The sequence below is a fragment of the Nocardioides alcanivorans genome, assembly GCF_021555175.1.
Taxonomy (GTDB): domain Bacteria; phylum Actinomycetota; class Actinomycetes; order Propionibacteriales; family Nocardioidaceae; genus Nocardioides; species Nocardioides alcanivorans.
In genome coordinates this window covers 24,919-38,656 of sequence record NZ_JAKGRW010000049.1, presented here as the reverse complement: position 1 = coordinate 38,656, position 13,738 = coordinate 24,919, and the positions used below count along the sequence as shown (strand labels likewise).

General features: G+C 65.7%; 14 protein-coding genes. 4 read left to right on the top strand and 10 right to left on the bottom strand.

What is annotated here, in order from left to right:
- Nucleotides 1-73 precede the first annotated feature (73 nt).
- From L1066_RS21095 to L1066_RS21085, 3 genes are all read right to left on the bottom strand, one after another.
- Nucleotides 74-1,321 carry an IS256 family transposase gene (locus L1066_RS21095; RefSeq protein ID WP_235738352.1) on the bottom strand — a complete coding sequence of 416 codons (1,248 nt, stop codon included), beginning with the start codon at nucleotides 1,319-1,321 and terminating at the stop codon, nucleotides 74-76.
- A gap of 1,377 nt (nucleotides 1,322-2,698) precedes the next feature.
- Nucleotides 2,699-4,759, bottom strand: a complete 2,061-nt coding sequence (locus L1066_RS28065) for an MMPL family transporter (protein WP_235738350.1) — start codon at nucleotides 4,757-4,759, stop codon at nucleotides 2,699-2,701.
- Between the two features lie 253 nt (nucleotides 4,760-5,012).
- A complete protein-coding gene (locus tag L1066_RS21085) occupies nucleotides 5,013-5,615 on the bottom strand; it encodes a TetR/AcrR family transcriptional regulator (protein WP_166196708.1) in 603 nt (200 codons plus the stop codon).
- A gap of 185 nt (nucleotides 5,616-5,800) precedes the next feature.
- Here L1066_RS21085 and L1066_RS21080 point away from each other — a divergent pair, with 185 nt between their 5' ends.
- Complete coding sequence (locus tag L1066_RS21080; RefSeq protein WP_207082368.1) at nucleotides 5,801-6,259, top strand: MarR family winged helix-turn-helix transcriptional regulator; 459 nt, start codon at nucleotides 5,801-5,803, stop codon at nucleotides 6,257-6,259.
- Here the strand turns inward: L1066_RS21080 and L1066_RS21075 are convergent.
- Genes L1066_RS21075 through L1066_RS21065 form a run of 3 tightly spaced genes read right to left on the bottom strand, consistent with a single transcriptional unit; the run spans nucleotide 6,231 to nucleotide 8,348 of the window.
- Nucleotides 6,231-6,908: a hypothetical protein gene (locus tag L1066_RS21075; protein WP_166196712.1), complete on the bottom strand. Its 678-nt coding sequence runs from the start codon at nucleotides 6,906-6,908 to the stop codon at nucleotides 6,231-6,233. The two genes, L1066_RS21080 and L1066_RS21075, sit on opposite strands and share 29 nt — an antisense overlap.
- 38 nt (nucleotides 6,909-6,946) lie before the next feature.
- Nucleotides 6,947-8,125: a cytochrome P450 gene (locus L1066_RS21070; RefSeq protein WP_166196714.1), complete on the bottom strand. Its 1,179-nt coding sequence runs from the start codon at nucleotides 8,123-8,125 to the stop codon at nucleotides 6,947-6,949.
- Between the two features lie 22 nt (nucleotides 8,126-8,147).
- Nucleotides 8,148-8,348 carry an MMPL family transporter gene (locus L1066_RS21065; protein WP_235738417.1) on the bottom strand — a complete coding sequence of 67 codons (201 nt, stop codon included), beginning with the start codon at nucleotides 8,346-8,348 and terminating at the stop codon, nucleotides 8,148-8,150.
- A 142-nt stretch (nucleotides 8,349-8,490) separates the two neighbouring features.
- On the opposite strand from L1066_RS21065, the gene L1066_RS21060 reads away from it, so the two are divergent.
- Nucleotides 8,491-9,111: a TetR/AcrR family transcriptional regulator gene (locus L1066_RS21060; protein WP_166196716.1), complete on the top strand. Its 621-nt coding sequence runs from the start codon at nucleotides 8,491-8,493 to the stop codon at nucleotides 9,109-9,111.
- A gap of 190 nt (nucleotides 9,112-9,301) precedes the next feature.
- Here the strand turns inward: L1066_RS21060 and L1066_RS27110 are convergent, their stop codons facing one another.
- Genes L1066_RS27110 through L1066_RS21045 form a run of 4 tightly spaced genes read right to left on the bottom strand, consistent with a single transcriptional unit; the run spans nucleotide 9,302 to nucleotide 12,055 of the window.
- A complete protein-coding gene (locus L1066_RS27110; protein ID WP_283095549.1) occupies nucleotides 9,302-9,433 on the bottom strand; it encodes a hypothetical protein in 132 nt (43 codons plus the stop codon).
- On the bottom strand, nucleotides 9,430-10,731 hold the full coding sequence (locus L1066_RS21055) for an argonaute/piwi family protein (protein WP_235738345.1): 1,302 nt from the start codon (nucleotides 10,729-10,731) through the stop codon (nucleotides 9,430-9,432). Before L1066_RS21055 ends, L1066_RS27110 begins: the two co-directional genes overlap by 4 nt.
- Nucleotides 10,728-11,363, bottom strand: a complete 636-nt coding sequence (locus L1066_RS21050; protein WP_235738335.1) for a hypothetical protein — start codon at nucleotides 11,361-11,363, stop codon at nucleotides 10,728-10,730. The genes L1066_RS21055 and L1066_RS21050 overlap by 4 nt, the downstream gene beginning before the upstream one ends.
- A gap of 38 nt (nucleotides 11,364-11,401) precedes the next feature.
- The gene (locus L1066_RS21045; protein ID WP_235738333.1) at nucleotides 11,402-12,055 is read right to left on the bottom strand and encodes a DUF4365 domain-containing protein; all 654 of its coding nucleotides are present in this window, start codon (nucleotides 12,053-12,055) and stop codon (nucleotides 11,402-11,404) included.
- Between the two features lie 297 nt (nucleotides 12,056-12,352).
- Here L1066_RS21045 and L1066_RS21040 point away from each other — a divergent pair, with 297 nt between their 5' ends.
- A complete protein-coding gene (locus L1066_RS21040) occupies nucleotides 12,353-12,793 on the top strand; it encodes a helix-turn-helix domain-containing protein (RefSeq protein ID WP_235738331.1) in 441 nt (146 codons plus the stop codon).
- 324 nt (nucleotides 12,794-13,117) lie between these two features.
- Nucleotides 13,118-13,465 carry an SAF domain-containing protein gene (locus L1066_RS21035; protein WP_235738329.1) on the top strand — a complete coding sequence of 116 codons (348 nt, stop codon included), beginning with the start codon at nucleotides 13,118-13,120 and terminating at the stop codon, nucleotides 13,463-13,465.
- The last annotated feature ends 273 nt before the right edge of the window (nucleotides 13,466-13,738 follow it).

Here is a 13,738-nt window from a genome sequence, read left to right as displayed (position 1 = left end):
AGGCCATGCTGACCCAAGACCTCCACGGGTCAAGTCCCAGGTAGTGGTGTAGCGCTGCGTTCCTCCTGTTTGGTCATGCGGTGAGGGAGGGCAGCTGATCAGCTCCGATCTCGGTTTCGGTGTTGGGGACGACGGTGACGCGGCAGCGGGCGAGGACCTCGAGGCCGAGGTAGCGGCGGCCTTCGGCCCATTCGTCGGTCTGCTCGGCCAGGACCGCGCCGACGAGTCGCACGATGGCCTCGCGGGTGGGGAAGATGCCGACGGCGTCGGTGCGTCGGCGGATCTCGCGATTGAGGCGTTCGGCGGGGTTGTTGGACCAGATCTGGGTCCAGACGTCTTTGGGGAACTCGGTGAAGGCCAGGATGTCGGCGCGGGCGGTGTCGAGGTGGGTGTGGACCTCGGGGAGCTTGCCGTCGACGTAGTCGAGAAGCCGGTCGAACTGGGCGTGCACCGAGGGTCGGTCGGGCTGGTCGTAGACGCTGTGCAGCATCGCCTTGACCGCTGGCCACATGCTCTTGGGTGTCACGCTCATGAGGTTCGCTGAGTAGTGCGTCCGGCATCGTTGCCAGGCGGCGCCGGGCAAGTTCGCCGCGACCGCCTCGACCAGCCCGGCGTGGGCGTCGCTGGTGACCAGCCGGACCCCGGCCAGGCCGCGGGCTGTGAGGTCGGCGAAGAACTCGTTCCACGCAGCTCCGGTCTCACTGGTGGCCACTCGCATGCCGAGGACCTCGCGGTGCCCGTCGCCGTTGACCCCGGTCGCTAGGAGCACCACGGCGTTGATCACCCGTCCGCCTTCGCGGACCTTCATCGTCAATGCGTCGGCGGCCACGAACGTGAACGGTCCGACGGCGTCGAGGGGCCGGTGGCGGAACTGCTCGACGTGCTCATCGAGCTCGGCCGCCATCCGCGAGACCTGAGACTTGGACAGCGAGTCGATGCCGAGGGTCTTGACCAGCTTGTCCATCCGCCGGGTGGACACCCCGGCGAGGTAGCAGTCCGCGACCACGGTGATCAGCGCGGCCTCCGCGCGCTTGCGGCGCTCGAGCAGCCACTCGGGGAAGTAGGTGCCCTTGCGCAGCTTCGGGATCGCGACGTCGATCGAGCCGACCCGGGTGTCCAGGTCGCGATGCCGGTAGCCGTTGCGCTGCGCGGTTCGACCCGGCGAGACCCGGCCGTACTCGGCCCCCACCACAGCATCGGCGTCGGCTGAAAGCAGGGCGTTGATCATCGTCTGCAGCAGCGAACGCATCAGATCCGGACTCGCCTCAGCGAGGGCTTCGCTGAGCAGGCGTGCAGGGTCGACAATGTGTGGTGCGGTCATCGTGATGACTCCGTTCGAGGGTTCTGTGAGAGGTTCACTCGAAGGATCACGCGGTGGCCGCGTCTGCCTCTGCCGTACACGCCGGCGACGACCTCAGCGACCGCGCTACACCACTATCGGGGACTCAACTCCTCCACGGCGCTGCGGCGTCACTTCGAACCTGAGGGTGCACGGCATCAGTCGTCCAAACTTCACCTGCTCTATCTGAGGCGTCCCCATTTCTGACTCCCACTTCAGTGGGTAGCGCTCGTTTTGACGTCGAACATCAACCCGGCTCAGGCGCCGCTGCATCTGCGATGTCGAGGAGCGCATGGCCTCGATTCTGCGGGGCCAAATCGATGTTCCCGGTTGTTTGGCGCCGAGACAGCGCACGTTGGTGAGACAGCTCGACTGGGGAGTTCGTGGGGGTGGTGGGGTGGGGGGTTGAATCCTTGGTGACCTGCGGATGGAGGCCCGCCGACGAAGGCGCTCCGCCTCTCAGAGTTGGGCCACCGATGCCTGAGCTTTGTACTAGCGACGGCGCTCGCCTTGCTCCGCCAAGCGACTGCAAGGCGTCGTTCTCTCGGCGGCGGGCTCGGTCGGTCGGGGTGTTCGTCCTGGTCGATCATATTGGCGTCTGGCTCTGCTGCCTGGCAGCGGCCGTGGGTAGCGCTCAGTGCCGCCAAACTACCCTTTTCCCCCTATGTATTTCGGCGTACTCTGACCTCAACCCCTGCGTGCATGGTGATCATGAACCACCGGGTTCGGCCGCTAGGGCTGGAGGTGGGTGGAGTGAGATATTGGGATCCGAACGGGCCAGCTTGGCAACATCTGGGGAACGCCCTATGGGATGTGCTGGCAGTCGTGTGGTGGACGTTAGTGGGCGGCCTCGTCGCTGCCGGTGCATGCTGGTACGTGGGGGAGTCCATCTATGGTGAGTGGGCTCGCGTACACCCCCGGCCACGCCTCCGGTTTTTGGCCGAACGAAAGCTCCGTCGAGATCTCGCCCGGGGGCTTGCTGATCTTGAGGAATACTTGCGCGAACACGATCCAGCACAGGTGAACGGAAAGCCGGCACGTCATGGCCGGTCGCGCAATTGGAGACGCCACGGGCGGCGCCGACCTTGAGGCGGCCTCCGATATTTCGGACACTAACCGGGCCGGAAAGTCCAGGTTGTCCGCTGGGTGAAGGGTCTGTTCCCTCCGGCAGATGAGGTCGACGCGCATCACGGGGTGGCGAAGAGATCGCAGCCTCTTGCTCCGCGGCCTTCTCCGCGCAGCGGATCCTGGAGCGCGAACCCGGCCGAAGCACGACGCACCTTTGGCGGTCTGTTCTCCATCAGCCTGGGATCTTGATGTCCTATCGGTCAGTGACTCCGGCCTGCTCGTCGAGCATGGTCAGGAGCTTGTCGCCCTCGATGTCGAGGTCCGGCAGTAGCCGGTCGAGCCAGGGGGAAGCCACCATGCTCTGTCGTCGAAGACGGCCATGAGCGCCGGTACGAGGGTCAACCGGACGATGAATGCGTCGATCAGGATGCCGGCGGCGAGTGCGAAGCCGACCTGCTTGATCATGATGTCGTGGCTGAAGATGAAGCCGGAGAACACCGCGACCATGATGATGGCGGCTGCGACGACGACCCGGCTGGCGTGGTCGAAGCCGTGGACGACGCTTGGTCGCGCTGCCTGGCCGTGGATGTGTGCCTCGCGCATCGAGGAGACCAGGAAGACCTCGTAGTCCATGGCGAGTCCGTAGAGGATGCCGGTCACGATGATCGGCATGAAGCTCATGAGCGGACCGCCGGTGTCGAAGCCGAAGAGTTCGCTGACCCAGCCCCACTGGAAGACTGCGGTGGTGGCACCGAAGGTGGCCAGGATGCTGAGCAGGAAGCCGGCTGTGGCCTTGATCGGGACGACCACCGAGCGGAAAACGACCATCAGAATCAGGACGGAAAGCACGATGATGATGCCGAGGTAGAGCGGAAGCACGCTGGCGATCTTGTCGGACATGTCGATTCCGATGGCGGTGAAGCCGGTCACGCCCAACTGCACCTGGTTGTCCTGGGCGATCGCGCTGTCGCGCTCGCGAAGTGACTTCACGAGGTCGCTGGTCGCCTCGTCGCTGGGGCCTGAGGTGGGGATGATGCTGAACACGGCGAGGTCGCCGGCCTCGTTGATGCCGACGGGGGTGGCCAGCACGATGTCGTCTCGGTCCTGGAACCCAGTGATCAGTTTCGCGGTCAGCTCGGGGGTGACACGTCCTGCGGTGCCGGTGGGCTCTGCGGTGACTAGGAGGGGGCCGTTGAATCCCTCACCGAAGCCTTGGGAGACGGCCTCGTAGCTCTGCCGAGCGGCGGTGTCCTGGTTCGCGGTCGCGCCGGAGGGGATGCCCAGGTTCATGCTGGCTGCGGGGATCGCCATCACGCCGAGGATCGCGACCACGCCGGCGATGACGGGCCACCTGAACCTGATCACAGTCTTCACCCAGTGGTCGGCGACGCTGTGCGACTCCGCGTCCTCCTTGGCGCGGCGCCGGCCTCGGGCCTTGTCCGAGCAGATCCGCTCCCCGACTAGGCCTAGCAGCGCGGGCAGCAGGCTGAGGGCGATGAGCACTGCCAGGGCCACCGTGGACGCAGCGACCAGGGCCATAGTCGACAACGTCGCGATGCCGATGACGGTCAGGGCGGTCAGCGCGATGAGGACGGTCAGGCCGGCGAAGAACACGGCGCTGCCCGCAGTGCCGACTGCTCTGCCGGCTGCCTCCCGGGCGGTGAGCCCTCGGTCGAGGATCAGCCGTCGCTGCCGGTTGACGACGAAGAGCGCGTAATCGATGCCGACCGCGAGGCCGACCATGAGACCCAGGACGGGGGTGGCGGAGTTCATCTCGACGACCGTCGAGAGCGCGTAGGCGCCACCCACGCCGATTCCGACCCCGACGAGCGCTGTGATCAGGGGCAGGCCGGCCGCGATCAGGGAACCCAGGGTGAGCACCAGCACGAGGGCAGCGACGGCGAGACCGATCACCTCGCCGATGCCGACGGGGATCTCGAGTGCCTTGAGCGAGTCGCTCGGGAGAACGGTGATCCCCGTTCCCTGCTCGGCGCGCTCTACCACCTCGACCACCGAGGAGACGTCGTCATCGGTCAACGAGGTCGAGGCGACCGTGAACTGGAACTGGAACAAGGCGACCTGTCCGTCCGAGGACACCAGCACGCCAGGCACTGGGGCCCCGTCCACCACGAGCGGCTGATACGGGGGCGCCTGCTGGTCCGACCCGGCTTGGGGATCGACCGGTGCATTCTTTCGCGGAGTGTCCGCTGGGTCCTCTTCAGCGCCACCCAGCGCGGCGTCGAGGGGGTTGACGACCTTCTCGAGGTCGTAGACGTCGCCGACGGTGCCGCTGATGACCGCGAGTCGCTCTGGAGTGTCGAGGCGCTCACCGTCCGGTGCAGTGAAGACCACGCTGGCCTGACCCCCGAGGCCTCAGGGAGCTCATCGGCCACGCGGTCGAGCACGGTCTGGGCCTGGGTGCCCTCGATCTTCATCTCGGAGCTGACGCTCACGCCGTTGATTGCCACGGCACCGACGACCGCGGCGAGGACCGCGACCCAGCCCGCGATGAAGAGCCACGGCCTGCCGAACGCGGTTTGTCCGAGCCGGTACAAGATGGTGGACATGGGTCGGGTTCTCCTTGGGGGCGAGAAGCGGCGGGCGTCTAGAGGCCGTGGCGCAGGTAGTCGAAGGTGAGGTCGAGGAACGAGCTGTAGTCCATCGACGTAGGGGTGGCGTCGCTCTCGCCGTCCAGGTGCACGTCGAGAGTTCCTTCCAGGGCAGCCATGACAGCGCCGTACACGGCGCCGAACAGCAGAGGTACGTAGACGGCGGGGTACCGGTCCCCGGCTGCCGACCCCAAGAGTTCCTGGGCAGTGTGGCGCATGCGTTGCTGAACGCCTAGGACGTAGGGCTCCAGGGTCGGGTACTCCCGCGCCATCGCCATCAGCTCGCGCATCCTCACCAACGTGTCCGCAGTGAGCTGATCCTTCATGACGGCCAGGAGGGCATCGAGCAACGGCAGATCCGCGGGCAGGCCGGCCAGGATCGCGCTGGCGTCCTCGACACCACCGAACGCGACTGACGCGACTGCCTCCTCCTTGCAGGAGAAGTGGTTCGCAAACGTGCGACGCGAGTAGCCAGCACGCTGCACGAGATCCGCGGTGACGAACCCGAACAGCCCGCGCTCACGGGTCAGCTCGAAGGCGGCTTGGGCGAGCGCCCGTCCCGTCGCCTCGCGCTTGAGGTCCCGCAACCCACGATCCATGCCCTGAGTATGACGCCTGTTGCCCAATGAGCAACATTGCCTATTGAGCAGTTAGATACCCATTGTTGCCGCTGGCCCAGCAGTTGTCCGTCGAGGGCAGGCCGGTAGCGTGACGCAACATATGGTCGCCGATCGCCCTCGGCGCCGGTGTTGTCAATGAGTGGCCATGGACTACGGGAGCTCGTATGGGTGCTGGTGGTGAAGTGGTCGCCGCGGACAGCGGAAGCCAGTTTGCTGATGCGGTGCTGGCTCTGCTCGCGGTCGCGCGGCGGACCAGGGGACGCCTGCAGCCGCTCTTCGAAGACGTCACCGTGCCGCAGTTGGTCTTGCTGGATGCTGTGCAGATCTGCGGTCTTGAGGGCATCGGCGCCATTTCGACGTACACGCTGTTGAGCCAGCCGACGGTGACCCAACAGGCGGCCAGCCTGGAAAGCGCAGGTCTGCTGCGCCGCATCCCGGCTGAGGACGACCGCCGCCGGCGCGTGCTCACGCTCACCGAGCGAGGTGAGCAACTTCTGGCCGCCAAGCGCGGCCTTGTCGCCGACCGACTCTCGGTGGCCTGGAGATCTCTCACGGCTGAGGAGCAAGCCATCGCGGTTCCACTGCTGCGCCACATCACGGATCTCGTGGCGGAACTGACCTGACTGAGTCCAATGGCGACTGGGTGGGCGTCGTGTGTCGAACCGACCCAGAGTCCTGCGGGCTCGCCGTCGCTCCGGCAGAACCGGATGGGCGAGCGGAATCGGTAGAGGCTTTGGGGAGCACTCGCCCGACGAGATGAGCCATCAGTGTGCCGAGCAATGATGGCGCCAGAGACTTGTTGGCTGGGCTCTGTTCCGTGAGGTTGCGTCGTCGCGCCTCAAGTTCGAGGCGCTGGCCGACCCGAGCTCCTAGCTCGTCGATGCCGCTGGCCAGTCCGGCTGCGATGGCCATGGCAGCCCAGTCGTTACGAGCGGTGGCCAGCACGGCGTGGGCAATGACGTCGGTGGGCGGGTCCTCCGCCATCTCGTCTATGACTTTGCGTACGCCCGAGTAGGTCCGGGAGGCGTGCCGCCAGGCTTCGATGACGGCCTCCCTGCGGTCTTCAGGGTCGTCGACGAGGCCGCGTTCTAGGGATGCCACGAGACGGGTGTGCCAGCGGAGCAGGAGCGCGTTCGCGAGGTCCTCCACATTGTTGAAGTAGGTGTCGGTGCCTTCGATGTTGGTGGGGATGTGCCCATCGTTTCGGGTGAGGATGGCCTCGATCAGATTGTGGAGGACTGTTGCGCGGCTCGGCTTGGGTCGGTCCTTCACGGGTACTCCTTCGTGGGACTGGATGGTGAGTGGCTGACCTACTGAATGGGTAGCGATGCGAACCCGCGGATCGGGCCTGAGCGGAGTCGGACCGCGGAGTCGATGTCGACATCCCAGTCACGGCGGCGGGTGAGGAGTGCTCGCAGAGCGATGCGTGCTTCGAGGCGGGCCAGGGATGCGCCGAGACAGAAGTGGATGCCGCGCCCGAACGCGACTTGTCGTTCGGGGCCACGGTGGATGTCGAAGTGGTCTGCGTCGGGAAACGCGTGGTCGTCGCGGTTGGCTGAGCCGAAGAGCAGCAGCACGGTGTCGCCGGCTGCCATAGCCTGACCGTGCAGATCGACCTGTCGGGTCAGGGTGCGTGCCAGGCCCTGGACCGGTGAGTCGTAGCGAAGCAGCTCTTCGACGGCTGCTGGCACGAGTTCGGGCTCGTCGGCCAGAGCGCGTCGGTCCTCAGGGTGTTGGGCGAGGATGACAGCGCTGTTGGACAGCAGGTTGGTCGTCGTTTCGTGCCCGGCGACGAGCAGCAGCAGGCAGAACCCGAGAAGTTCTTCCTCGGTGAGGTGCTCGCCGTCCACCTCGGCTTGGACGAGCGCTGTCATGAGGTCGTCTTGTGGGTGCGCGCGTCGGTCAGCGAGGAATGCGGAGAAGTACTCGTAGAGGGCTGCAGCGGCGTCCAGCCCGGCGCCGAATTCGCCTCGCACCGGGTTGGACTGGATCAGGGTGGTGGACCAGGTCCGAAAGCGGTCGCGGTCTTCACGCGGCACGCCGAGCATGTCGGCGATCACGATCGCGGGCAGAGGTCCGGAGAACTCAGAGACGAAGTCCCAGGGGCCGGTCTCGGGGGTTGTGTCCAGGAGGTCGTCGACAAGGGTCTGGATGTGTCCTTCGAGCCCTGCGATGCGACGCGGGGTAAAGGCCTTGCTGACGAGTTGGCGCAGCTGCGTGTGCCGGGGTGGGTCGCTCATGATGAGCATGGGCAGGAACAGCTCGGTCATGTCCACGCCGGGTGGGGTGGGGAAGATGCCGGACGCCGAGGAGTACGTCGTTGGGTCGGCCAGGGCCGCCGAGACGTCCTCGTGCCTGCTGAGCACCCAGGTGCTTGCCTCCGGCGACCAGTGCGCCGGGGCGTGATCGCGAAGCTGCCGATAGACGGGGTAGGGATCCTCCATCACTGTGGGGTCGAACGGGCTGTAGGTGAGCTGCTGGCTAGTCATGACTTCTCTCTGGTCATCGGGTTCACGGGTGCCTGGGAGGTGTTGGGGCTGGCTCTACGGCTGCCGGGGCGTGAGCCGGCCGGGGGTGTGGCCACCAGCTGCCCTCCTCGAACAGCGCGGCGCAAGCCGGGACGACGAGAGTGCGCACGACGAACGTGTCGAGAAGGAGCCCGGCCGCGACAGCGAAGCCGGTCTGGGCGAGCGCCTCGACCGGTGAGAACAGCAGTCCCGGCCCGATCGTCTCGACTCACTGAACACAACCGATCGTCTAGATCACTGGTTTGTACTTCCAGTACAACATACGATGTGCACGACGTCGATACCGCACGGCCGCACCGGCGGGCGGCAGAGAACAGAGGTGCGTGATGAGGAAGCTGCCGGCGAAGCTGGCCAGCCAGTTGTACGGCGCGGCCGAGCTGATCGCGGAGCGCGGTCTGGACGGCACCAAGATCGAAGACATCGCCGAGGCCACCGGCATCCCGAAGGCCACGATCTACTACCACCTCGACGGCAAGAACGCCGTGCTGGAGTTTCTCCTCAGCGACCTGCTGGACATGATCGCCGGCGCCGTCGGCGTTGCCGTCTTGAGCGCCGAGGATGCGCGGACTCGACTCGAGGCCGCTGTCGTGGCGCAGCTGGGGGTAATGCTCGAGCACCCGTTCCTGTGTCGGGCACTGGTCGGCGACCTTGGGCGCGCGACTCGGCTGCCCGAGCTGGCGCTGGCATTGCGGGCTGCGTTCTACGAACCGATCGAGCAGTTGTTGGCCGACGGCGTGGCTGATGGGTCGCTACGCCAGGTCCCCAACCCGGGCGCCGTGGCCTTGAGCGTCTTCGGTGCCATCACGGTCGCCGGCCTCACTGCGGCGGTGGAGGGGCCATCTGACGACCCGTCCGCAGACGCAGTGCGCTTGTCTGCGTCGATCAGCGAGTTGATCTTCGACGGCCTGGCGACGCGTCCCCGTCGCGCTGACGACAAGCCCCAGTGACCAACCGGAGTGATCTCCGCACGTTATCGACAGCGGAAGCGGCTTCCGTGCGCTCCGGCCGGAAGGGCTTTCCAGGCAATGACCGGGCCTTCGTGCAGGACAGGTGCGGGCGCGCATGCTGGTCGGGGGACTTGTCCATGCGAGTCGCGGAAGCGACCAGGTCAAACCGAGCTACGAGCACCGAGCCGAGTCACATGTAGTAGGCGTATCGCGGCGCCGGGCGTTCGTTCGGGCCGAGGTGCTTCAGGATCCGGCCGGTCGAGTCAGCTGTGCGCAGCGTGATGGGCACCCGTCCGTCGAGTTGGGTGGCGTTCCAGTTCATCTTGGAGAGCGCGAGCAGCTCAGTCGCGATCTCGGCCGCGCTCGACTGCACTTCGACAAGGCGGAAGGGGAGTGCCGACGGCACGTACATCCCTGGGTAAGTCCGGTAGAACGGAACGCTCCCACGGGTGTAGAGCAGGTGCCGGGTGTCAGTGAGCGACAGGAGCGTGCCTCGTAGGGTCGTCTGCTCGCCTTGCCGAAACAGCCGGGGGAGTCCTCGCGTGGGATCCAGACGAGTTCGAGCATGGCCAGGCGCTCCGCCTCGGCGGCAGCCCGGAAGCCCTCCAACTCTTCAGGCGTGAACGAAGAGGTCTTGTGCAGCATGACGCGTGCGGGTGCCGTCTTGTGCTCGATGCGGTAACGGGCCAGCGACTGCTCAAGGAGGTCCTTGGCGTCGTCGCCGGTGAGGTGTGGCTGTCGGTCGTCCTTCGACTGAGTGGCCTGGGTGCCACGGACGATCACGCCGTCGCCGCGCTCGTTGAAAACCTGCGCCACGCTCGTCTGCAGTGTTTCGTTGTCGGTGCTCCGGTAGAAGGCGACGCCGACGTAGCAGGTCGTGAGGTCCCGGACGTGGCGGGTCATCCGCCATGGCACGCCGCCGGCCTTGTAGTACAGCGCCGTGTGCAGGTTCCAGGCCTTGGTTGCCTCGTCCTGCTGGCGTCGCCTGTCGCGGCCCTTCGGCTTGTAGGTCGGGTCCCAGGTCTCGCGCCGGATAATTTGGATGGGACGACTACCGCTCAGCGAGCGTGCCTTCAGCAGTTCGTGGAAGTCGAAGCCGATAGACGCAGCTTTTGGTTGCTCCCACGGTCGGTCAGGGTTGGTCTTCGGCTCCTCGCGTTCCGGCAGATCGTCGGGACGGCAGACGATGATCACGTCGCAGTTGGGTTCCTCATCGAGCGTTCTCAGCTCGGCCTCGTACAGTTCGACGCCCTTCTGCACAGCCTGCAGCGGACTCAGCGTTGCGATGTTCTCCAGGGCTCGTTTGTCGAGTGTGCGCTCCAGCCGCCCGTTCCAGATGATCGTCGAGCGGAAGCCGACGCTGGTGTGAAACCCAGGAAACGGCAAATAGAGGTGCGATAGCGGGCTTTCTTTGGGTGCAATTGGTTCGCGGCAGCGGTCGAGCCATGCCTTGACCCCACCGATGGCCGCCTTGGTGCCGACGATGCCGATCTGGATCGTCCGAACTCCCGTATTGCTCAGGTCGGCCGGACCGTAGTTGTTGATGCCGCTACGTGGGTCGATGTGGCGGCTGCCGTTGCCGAATTCCAGGTCCGGTTCTTCGATGAACGTGAGTTTCATGCCGTCTCCGCCAGCTCCCCGTCAGCCAGAGGATCGGTCGGGTCCGACGCCTCTGCCGCTCGCTTCCACTTCGCCTCGTCGATGCCGCGGTCGGTGTCGAAGGTGACGAGTTTGCCGAAGTCGAGGATGCGCTCGTTCTGGCTGAACAAGCTGTCATGGCCGCCCTCGCGACCGGCGAGGATGGCGGCCCACATGCGGGTCTCGCCGAGCACAGCGGGGTTACGTTCGAGCCGCTTGATGCCGCTCAGGTACTGGGCTGTGAACCGTGACTCGCGGTAGCCGTCGATCGAGTAGTAGTAGTCGGGCGTCAGGGCGCAGAACCACTCGTCGTCGAGGTTGAGGAACTGCCACTTGAGGCCGGCGTGCTTGTAGTAGCTGACCTGCAATGGGTTGGTCTTCTTGGCGTGCGGCTTGAAGACGGAGCGCCAATGGGTGCCGCTGGTGTTCCAGCTCCGTTGCGACAGGTCGTCGGTGGCGCGGAAGTAGAGCATGTGGCGCTTGCCGTGGAAGGCGCAGTCATCGCGGAGGTCTTGCCGGAAGGCGTTGTTGAGCAAGCGCACCAGTATTCGCTCGCTGTCCGGGCTGCCGTGGAGCAGTTCGCCGGTGGCCTCGATCGTCGGGTCACCGTTCACCGCGCCCGCCAGCGCGGTGTCCTCGACGGGGCTCCACGTCAGCAGCCGGCCGCCGAAGAGGGTGAAGTCGTCTCGGATGTCGAGGCTGCTCTCGCGCTGTAGGTCGTAGACCTTCCGGGGAGTGTGACCGCGGCGTCGTATGCCCAGAACACGTCGGGCATCGTCACAGGCAGCAGGTTCGACTCCAGGGTTTCATCACGCAGATCAGCGACGGGCGTGTGCGCGCGGCCGTGAGGATCCGCAACCGCGAACAGCCGGTCGGAGACGTCCCCTTCAAGGGACATGGTGATCTTGTTGAAGTCCACACGTCCGCTGGCGCGACGGGCGGGATCCGCGAAGTAGGACTGGATGTGCGCCCACCAGGCTTCGCCCCGCTTGGGGTGTGAGCAGACCAGCAGGACGGGCATTGAAGACTTCATCCAGTAGTCCAGGTCGCGCTCGTCGCAGTCGTAGTGGAACCGGTCGGCGGTTTCACCGGGGAAGTCGTTGTCGCTGGCCTTGCTTTGCACCTGGAGGTGGCAGTTGCTGACTTCGCCCGTCGCAGGGTCGCGCAGCTCGATCGTGCCATCGATCCCGGCGTCGACTGTGCGCTCGTGCCAGACGTGATCCATGGCGCTGACCCGCTGGTGGATAAGGGCAATACCAGCATCGCCGATGTGCGCGCTGCGGCTGACCTGCTTACCGCTTCCCACCCGGTCACCTCGCTTCTGCCGAGGAATCTGGAGAGCCTCGGCTCTTTGAGGGTACGAGTCGCCACCGACAGTACGAGGCAGGCGCGGTTCAGAGGCGGTGCTACCTGCGGGCGTCCGGATTTGATGAGGCCCACGCCTTTCGAGAGGACCGGTAGGCATCGTCGTTGTCTCGCTCCACCTCAAGTCAGCGGCGTGTCCCAGCGCCCTCTGCCCAGCGCGGGTATCACGTAGGTCGCTCAACTTGTAGGGAGATTCGCGGCGGGGGCTCCCGCTTGCTCCGACTAGTGTCTGTCAGCGATGGTTTCCGGAATCGACCCCTCAGTGCTGCGCGCCGCTCGCGAGAAGGCGGGCCTGACCCAGCATGAGTTGGCGCGTCTAGTTGGTGCCGCCGGTGGGGAGCGCATATCTCGTTGGGAGCTGGGCGCGTCGGTTCCTCGGCCGGGCTTCTTGGTCAAGCTTGCTAGAGCGCTCGACATCCCGACCCTTCGTCTAATTCACATGGAGGGTGAGGTTCCTGATCTCAGAGCACTGCGTTTGAAGGCGGGGCTGACGGTGCCCGAGTTGGCTGCGGCCGTCAACGTGGCTGTGCCGACCTACTACGCCTGGGAGCAAGGCCGTTGGACCCGACTCCCAGCAGCCAGGCAGCTTGAGAGTCTCGCGCGTGGGTTGGGGGACACAGTCGACGTCGTCGCCGCGGCCTTCCAGGAAGCCCGGCAGCAGCGTCTGCGGCGCGGGTAGGTCTAGCGCCGTAGACGGGCGCGCCTGGCGCCGAGTTGACCGTAATCCACAGGGAGATATTCCTCCCGAAAAGTCCGCATGATTTGTGGTCCCATTGACCTGGATGTTCGGTGCGTGCGAGCGCTCTGTCCCATCGGGGGATTGGGCCACGCAACCACTTCCGGTCAGGACTCGGGCGATGACATCTCGGAATCGGTCAGCTGTGGATAGCGATTCGCTCGATAGAAATGCACTAGTGTTTTTCTATCGAGTCGGGCTCGCGATGACCGCTCCCGGCACGTCTTGACACGTAGGTGATCGAGACAAGAGAGGACTCGGGGATCCATGTCGATGAACACTGCTCAACAAGCACGGGACGAGGTTGGCGCCAGTATCAAGGCACCTCCCGACCACAACCATTTCCCACTACTGAGGCGCCGCCGCAGGCGTTGGGTCCTGGCACTCTGCGCGGCTCTTGTCGCTGCCGGCGGCCTGGGGACCGCGTTCGCGTTCACCTCGGTTAACGACACCCAAGAGGTCCTGGTCGTCAGCAACGACATCAAGCGTGGCGAGACCATCGAGGCCGGCGACCTCGCCGTCGTGCGGGTCAGCGTCGACCCGGCGTTGACGTCCTCGGAATGGTCCTCGGCCTCGCCCGTGGCATTTACACGCTTGTCCAAGCCACTGCCGTAACCGATCGATGGGGCCCGACGGCCTACGGCAGACTCAACGGCATCCTCACCGCACCCGCTTTGGCCGCATCCGCTGTTGCACCGTTCGCGGGCGCAGCGCTGGCGCACCTACTGGGTTCGTACGCCGATGCGTTCCTGGTGCTCGCCGGGCTGGCCGCGGTGGCAGCGGTACTGATGTTCGGGGCGATGCCGAGACGACAAATTCCACGGATTCACTCGGACTACGCGGTGTAGCCTCGCCTCGGCGCGAGACCGGCGGCCACCGCCTGCCCCA